The organism is Lactobacillus sp. (assembly GCF_051873315.1).
In the GTDB taxonomy this organism is placed as follows: domain Bacteria; phylum Bacillota; class Bacilli; order Lactobacillales; family Lactobacillaceae; genus Lactobacillus.
Genome location: NZ_JBJEES010000140.1, coordinates 1 through 5,569 on the forward strand (window position 1 = coordinate 1; position 5,569 = coordinate 5,569).

Consider the following 5,569-nt stretch of genomic DNA (forward strand, 5'->3'; position numbering starts at 1 on the left):
TTATTTCTCCAGGTATATCGTCCGCAAATCCAACAGGTCAGCATTAGAGAGGCCGATCTGCTGGTGAAGGTAGGCATTGATGCTGCCATAGTCCCGGTTGATGACGTCCAGCAGGTACTTGAAGTAGGCCGGCTGCACGGTCTGCAAATCGTGGAAGGTCGCCAGGAGGCTGTCATCGGCTCCAGCGGCCTTTTCCTTGGCCAAAAGCTGGCTGACGAAGTCCTTGATTACTTCATTAGTGAAGAGGTAGTCTTTTTCAATGGTTTTCATCGGTACGCCCAAGGCCGTCAAGATCAGGATTGCCCCGAAACCGGTCCGGTCTTTCCCGGCCGTGCAGTGGAAAAGCACGCTCTCACCGTCTTTTTCATTAGCCAGGAGAACTTCAAACAAGTGCTGGTAGGCCTTGTTGGCGTTCTTCCCGGTCGCCATGTTCTTGTAGGCCCACAGCATCCGCTGGTAGCCCCAGCCTGGATCCTGGCTTTCTCTTGCCATGTCTGAAATACTCATGGTGGAGTTGGTCAAGTCCTCATCGAAAACGGGGTCGGCAAAGTACTCAACACCTGCGATCTTTCGGTCCGGCTGCTTGTTTCTTTCAAAACTGGTTCTGAGGTCGATATCGTACTTGAGTCCGTAGCGGCGCAAGTACTCCTGGTCTTCTGCCAGCAGGTCGGCCAAGTGCCCGCTCCGGATCAGCTTGTGCATTTTGATCTTTTTGCCGGAAACGGTCTGGTAGCCGCCCAGTTCACGGAAGTTCCGGCCGCCTTTAACGGCCAGCAATTGCTGCTTTAATGAAGTCATGGTTAAATCCTTTCTTATTTATATATATCTGTCTTTTCTGTTTTCTTTCAATTGTTTTTTAATTGACTGATTTTTTCATCCCGCTTAAAAAATGCTCCCTTGCAAGTTTAAGATGTAACAATTTTGCGAAAGCGCATTACTAAACCGTGACTTATGTTAAAATATAGATAAGCGAAATACGTAGATAGTACGGGAGATGAGCACTATGACTGAAGAAAAAATCAAAATTTTGGTACCTGTCGATGGATCTGAATCCGCTGAACGTGCTTTTGACAAGGCCGTGAAGATTGCCGCCAACAACGGCTACCACGTTGATGTTTTGAACGTGATCGACACCCGGCAGTTCATGGGCGAAATGCAGGACACCTTGATCTCAGGCGACACGATCTACCAAATGACCCAAGACTCAGAGGAATACCTCAAGAGCCTCAAGCAATGGGCCCACGACAACCTGGCCTTTGACGACCTTGACTACCACATCCGTTATGGCAGCCCGAAGAGAATCATCTCTTACGACTTCGTCAAGGACCACGGCAACAACTTGATCGTGATGGGCGCCACCGGTTTGAACGCTGTTGAGCGGATGCTGATGGGGTCAGTTACCGAATACGTCAACCAGCACGCCATGGCCGATGTCTTGATCGTCAGAACTGACGTCAACAACATGCCTGCCAAGTAAGCTGGCTGATAAAAGTATAGCTTAAAAAGAGGACGTTTGGAACAATTTCCAAACGTTCTTTTATTTCTTGTTTATTTAACTAGAATTTTACTTTTGTTCGGATTTCAGCCGATTAAGTTAGTAGTTTGTGTAATTTTTCGCTATTTCATTAACTTTTTGTTTACAAAATTGGACCGGATCAATTAGTTTGGGTAAAAAATCCGAAAAAAGCTTGCTAAAACCCGAATATTTCTGGTAGAATTGTTCCAGAACACAGAAGCGAGATTCGCCTAGCTGTCGTTCCGATGAGATGCATGAGCGTGAGAGCCACCGATAGAGGAAGCTTTTGTGTGTGCCTTCCTCTGGCTGCTTTCAGGCTCATCCCTTATGCTGCTGTTGTACTGTTTTAACTTTCATTAACCATTTTTCAGGGGGAAATAATGAAAAAGTTCAAGAAAGCATTGTTTGGTGCTTTAACTGTTGCTGCTGCCGTGCTGGCAACTGCTTGCTCTTCAAGCAAGTCATCATCTTCTTCATCAAAGGGCTACACTCCATCAAAGTCACACCCTTTGACGATCCAATTTGTTCCTAGTCAAGCTGCTTCCACTTTGGAAGCCAAGGCTAAGCCGCTTGAAAAGATCCTTTCCAAGAAGCTTGGCGTTCCGGTTAAGATCTCAATGTCAACCGACTACAACACGGTTGTCGAAGCCATGAAGTCAAAGAAGGTTGACGTTGGCTTCCTGCCACCGGATGGTTACGTTCTGGCCCACAAGCAAAAGGCTGCTGACGTTCTGCTGCAAGCTCTCCGTTACGGGGTAAAGCAACCAGGCGGTAAGGCAACCAACAAGCTGGTTAAGTTCTACCGGGCAGAAATCCTGGTTAAGAAGGGCTCAAAGATCAAGAGCTGGAAGGACTTGAAGGGCAAGAAGATTGCCGTTCAAAACGCTACTTCTTCAGCCGGCTACATCTTCCCAATCGCTGAATTGAAGGAAAAGGGCCTGGACTTGACTAAGAAGGGCAACGCCAACCTGGTAACTGTAACTGGCCACGACCAAGCCGTGCTTGACGTTCTTAACGGGGACGTCGACGCTGCCTTCACTTTCGAAGACGCACGTAACACTGTTTTGGCAGACCAACCAAACATCATGAAGAAGGTTGTTCCAATCTACTTCACTAAGGGCATCCCTAACGACACTATCTCAGTTCGTTCAGACATGAGCAGCTCCTTCCGCAAGAAGCTGTCCAAGGCCTTCGAATCTCTGCGCGATGACAAGAAGAGCTTGAAGATTATCGAAAGCATCTACAGCCACGAAGGCTACACCCCTTCAAAGGACTCAAACTTCGACATCGTCCGCAAGTACGACAAGATGGCTGCTACCAAGTAGTCATTGATATCACAAAGACTATCAACTGAATACTATAGTGAAATCGTGCCCCGCTTTACGTAGGACACGATTTTCAATGAAAAAGCAAATTTAGTTATTTAAGGAGTTATTATTCATGGCAGAACAGCCGATGATCGAAATGAAGAACGTTACCAAGGTCTACGACAATGGTACCGTTGGTTTGAAGAACATCAACCTGGAAATCAACAAGGGTGAGTTCGTGGTAATCGTTGGTCTTTCCGGTGCCGGCAAGTATACTCTGCTCCGGGCCATCAACCGCCTGCACGACATTTCTGAAGGTGACATCTTGATTGACGGTGAGTCAATCACCAAGGCCAAGGGCAAGAACCTGCGCCTTATGCGGCGCAAGATCGGGATGATCTTCCAAAGCTTCAACCTGGTCAAGCGTTCCAGCGTTTTGCGGAACGTTTTGGCTGGCCGGCTGGCTTACTACCCAACCTGGAAGACGACTTTCAACCTCTTTACTGACGAAGACAAGCAAAGAGCTTATGAAGCCCTGCAAAGCGTTGGTATGGCTGAAAAGGTCTACTCTCGGGCTGACGAGTTGTCCGGTGGTCAGCAGCAGCGGGTGGCTATTGCCCGGGTTTTGACCCAAAGACCGGAAATTATTTTAGCCGACGAACCAACTGCTTCTTTGGACCCGAAGACTTCCCGCCAGGTTATGGAAGACTTGAAGATGCTGAACGAAAAGTATGACATGACGGTCGTGGCTAACCTGCACTCAATTGAATTGGCCAAGGAATTCGGCCACCGGGTCATCGGTGTCCGGGCCGGGGAAATCGTATATGACGGTAAGATGGAAGACACGCCGCAAAGCGTCTTCGACAACATCTACAATGGCGGCAAGGGTAAGGAGGAAGACTAACAATGTCAGCAACTGACCGCGACATGTTAAAACTTCCAAAAAAGAAGTTTAAGATGTGGAACTGGGTCTGGGTCATCTTGATGATCCTGGGTCTGGTTTTATCTGTTAACAACACGCAGACAAGTCTGCCGGAATTTTTCGCCAACTTTGACCAGTTCGCGGAAATCTTCGTGCAGATGGCTCAGCCGGACTGGTCATACGCCGGCACTGCCATTCCTTACCTGGTGGAAACGATCAAGATGGCCATCATCAGTACGGTTATCGGGTCCCTTTTGGCCTTCGTTTACTCACTCTTGATTGCCAGAAACATTGTCCACAACCGGGTAATTACCGGTGTTCTGCGTTTCATTATGAACATCATCAGAACTATCCCAGACCTGCTCTTGGGTTCAATCTTCGTTGCCATCGTTGGTATCGGCCCGGTTGCCGGTATCTTGGCCTTGATCGTCTTCACCTTCGGTGTTGTGGTCAAGCTCTTCTACGAAGCCATCGAAACCATTGATCCAGGTCCAAGTGAAGCCATCAAGGCAGTCGGGGGCAACGGGATGAACAACATCATGTTTGCCGTTATGCCGCAGATTTTGCCTTACTTCATCAGCTACGCCCTGTATGCTTTTGAAATCAACGTCCGGGCATCTACGATCCTCGGTTACATCGGTGCCGGTGGTATCGGTCTACAGCTGAAGAACACTTTGGACATGTTCAGCTACAACCAAACGGGGATGATCATCCTGGTTGTCTTCTTGGTTGTTTTGGTCATCGACTTTGTTTCAACTAAAGCAAGGGAGGCTTTGATGCGCTAATGGATACGACAATGAAGAAATTACCACCAAAACCAGTGACGGCCAAGTCCAGAGCAATTAAGTGGGGCGGCTGGATCATTTCCATCGCCATCATCATTTGGTCCTGCACGGGCATCGACTTCGGCGGGATCAAGCCAACTGCCGGCCAGATTACCGGGGCGATCTTCAATGGCCTTTTCCACCCGGACTGGTCATATGTTTATAACGGCAGCGGGGAAGACTTGGTTTCCCAATTGTGGCAGACCTTGTGTATTGCTTTCCTGGGTACTTTCATCTCCGCTATCATTTCAGTTCCTTTTGCTTTCTGGGCTGCCAACACCCGGCACAAGAAGTTCTGGGTATCTGAAAGCGGGAAGATTGTTTTGACTTTTATCAGATCCTTCCCGGAAATCGTTCTGGCCTTGATGTTCATTAAGGCCGTTGGTCCAGGCGCTCCAGCCGGTGCCCTGGCCTTGGGTTTCCACTCAGTCGGGATGCTGGCCATGCTGTTCTCAGAAGCGATTGAAAGTTTGGACGATGGTCCAGCTGAAGCTATTACGGCGGTCGGCGGGTCCAAGTTCAACGTTGCAGTTTTTGCAACCCTGCCTGACTTGATGCCAGCCATCGTTTCCAACACCCTTTACCGTTTTGACGTGTCCGTCCGGTCCGCTTCCGTTTTGGGTCTGGTTGGTGCCGGTGGTATCGGCTATCCTTTGATCATTGCCTTGAACTACCGGCAATGGAGCCGGGTCGGGATCATCCTTTTGGGGATCATCGTTATGGTTGTGGTCATCGACTGGATCTCTGGTGCTATCCGGAAGAAGCTGGTCTAAAAAATACTGAATAATAACTCTTTGAAAAGCTGTGGCGGTTGCCACGGCTTTTTTTATTGTAAAAATGGCAAGTAATTTTTTTAGATAAGCAATTTGCGCTATATCAACTCTTTGCATAATTAATTGATATTTAGGAGCTGACGACTATAATTATAGTTGTAAACAATAGTTGTATACGCGTGGTGCTAGTTGAAATATAGTTTCAATTTCTTAACAAAAAAGGTCCA

General features: G+C 48.0%; 6 protein-coding genes. 5 read left to right on the top strand and 1 reads right to left on the bottom strand.

The genetic code is table 11. From position 1 onward, the window contains the following. A complete protein-coding gene (locus tag ACI32D_RS08715) occupies positions 1–798 on the bottom strand; it encodes a tyrosine-protein phosphatase (RefSeq protein WP_439776187.1) in 798 nt (265 codons plus the stop codon). Positions 799–1,003: 205 nt separating this feature from the next. On the opposite strand from ACI32D_RS08715, the gene ACI32D_RS08720 reads away from it, so the two are divergent. The 5 genes from ACI32D_RS08720 to phnE (ACI32D_RS08740) all read left to right on the top strand — a co-directional run bounded on the left by ACI32D_RS08720 (position 1,004) and on the right by phnE (ACI32D_RS08740) (position 5,342). Next, positions 1,004–1,477, top strand: a complete 474-nt coding sequence (locus ACI32D_RS08720; protein WP_439776188.1) for a universal stress protein — start codon at positions 1,004–1,006, stop codon at positions 1,475–1,477. 419 nt (positions 1,478–1,896) lie between these two features. Then, entirely contained in the window at positions 1,897–2,841 is a 945-nt protein-coding gene (locus ACI32D_RS08725; RefSeq protein WP_439776189.1) for a phosphate/phosphite/phosphonate ABC transporter substrate-binding protein, read from the top strand. 115 nt (positions 2,842–2,956) lie between these two features. Further along, complete coding sequence (gene phnC, locus ACI32D_RS08730; protein ID WP_439776190.1) at positions 2,957–3,727, top strand: phosphonate ABC transporter ATP-binding protein; 771 nt, start codon at positions 2,957–2,959, stop codon at positions 3,725–3,727. 2 nt (positions 3,728–3,729) lie between these two features. Then, positions 3,730–4,530, top strand: coding sequence for a phosphonate ABC transporter, permease protein PhnE (phnE, locus tag ACI32D_RS08735; RefSeq protein ID WP_439776191.1), 801 nt, complete (start codon positions 3,730–3,732; stop codon positions 4,528–4,530). Next, entirely contained in the window at positions 4,530–5,342 is an 813-nt protein-coding gene (phnE, locus tag ACI32D_RS08740; RefSeq protein WP_439776192.1) for a phosphonate ABC transporter, permease protein PhnE, read from the top strand. Before phnE (ACI32D_RS08735) ends, phnE (ACI32D_RS08740) begins: the two co-directional genes overlap by 1 nt. The last annotated feature ends 227 nt before the right edge of the window (positions 5,343–5,569 follow it).